This window comes from Planomonospora alba (genome assembly GCF_039534085.1).
GTDB lineage: Bacteria > Actinomycetota > Actinomycetes > Streptosporangiales > Streptosporangiaceae > Planomonospora_B > Planomonospora_B alba.
The window spans coordinates 1-1,394 of sequence record NZ_BAAAUT010000147.1; the positions used below are offsets into that span (position 1 = coordinate 1).

Consider the following 1,394-nt stretch of genomic DNA (forward strand, 5'->3'; position numbering starts at 1 on the left):
CCCCCGCCACCTCCCGCCAGGGCACCTCGACGCGGCGGTGCACGAGCTGGACGGGGTCGCCGCCCGCCCGCTGCCGGAACGAGGCGCGCAGGTTGGGGTGGCGGGCCAGCAGCCGGGCGGCGGCGCCGGCGAGCCGGGCCGCGTCGAGCGGCCCCTCCAGGTCGAGGGTGAGCTGGGCGGTGTAGACGTCGGGCGCGGCCTCGTCGAACAGGGCATGGAAGTACAGGCCCTGCTGCAGCGGTGAGAGCGGCAGGATGTCCTCGAGCTGGCCGCCCGGGGCGGGCGGGGCCGGGGTCACCGGACCGCGTCCCGCCGGACCGCCGTCCCGCGGGCCGCCGCTCCGCGGGACGGTGCCCGCCTGGCCGGTGCCCTGCGACCCGGCGCTCGCCGGGCGGGGGCCGCTCATCGGTCCGGTGCCGGTCATCGGGCGCTCCACTCCGCGTCGAGTTCCGCTGCGAACGCGTCGATCTCCTCCTGGCTGACGGGCACCAGCAGATCCGACGGGGTGAGACCGCCGCCGGTGTGCCGGGACAGCCCGGTGAGCGCGGTGAACCACGCCTCCGCCAGCTCCCGGACCTGCTCCTCGTCGTACAGGCGGGCCGCCCACGACCAGGTCGCGCGCAGGCGCGGCCCGCCGGGCGCGTCCAGGGTCAGGGCGTTGACCTCCAGGGCGTGCGGGAGCGCCAGGTCCGGCGCGTGGCCGGCGCCGGCCGCCTCGGCCTCGGGCGCCGGGGACCAGTCGGCCCCGGTGGCGGCCTCCGTCCTGCCGAGGTAGTTGAAGGCCAGCTCCGGCACCGGGCGGGCGGCCAGCTCCGCGGCGGTCTCCGGGTTGAGGTGGCGGAGCAGGCCGTACCCGAGGCCGTTGCCGGGGACCGCCCGCAGCTGCTCCTTGACCCGTTTGATCGCCCGGGCGGCGGTGGCGCCGTGCAGGTCGCTCCAGTCCGCCGGTCCGGGGTCGAGCCGGACCGGGTAGATGGTCGTGAACCAGCCGGCGGTCCGGGACAGGTCCGCCCCTCCGGTGATCTCCTCGCGCCCGTGGCCCTCCAGATCGAGCAGGACCGACTCCCGCCCGGTGCAGCGGGTCGCGGCGAGGGCGAGCCCGGCGAGCAGCACGTCGCCGACCCGGCCGTGGTAGGCCGCCGGGACCCGGGTCAGCAGCGGCTCGGTGATCTCCGGGGGCAGCTCGATGGTGAGGTGGCGCTGGCTGCCGAAGGTGTCCCGGGCCGGGTCCAGCCGCCGGGGATCGCCCGGGGTGAGGTCCGGCCGCCCGGAGCCGTCACCCGCGGAGCCGGACGGCGGGGTGTCCCCGTCCAGGATCCGGCGCCAGAAGTCCAGTTCACCCGTCCTGGTCTCCGCCTCGGCGCGCAGCGCCCGCGCCCAGGTGCGGAACGAGG

General features: G+C 77.8%; 2 protein-coding genes. Both read right to left on the reverse strand.

All coding sequences use genetic code 11. The annotated features are described in order from the left end of the window. A partial coding sequence (locus tag ABD823_RS34320; protein WP_344867108.1) for a condensation domain-containing protein occupies positions 1 to 424 on the reverse strand: 424 nt, incomplete at its 3' end. Then, the coding region (locus ABD823_RS34325; protein WP_344867110.1) for a condensation domain-containing protein at positions 421 to 1,394 on the reverse strand (974 nt) is incomplete at its 5' end. The genes ABD823_RS34320 and ABD823_RS34325, both read right to left, overlap by 4 nt.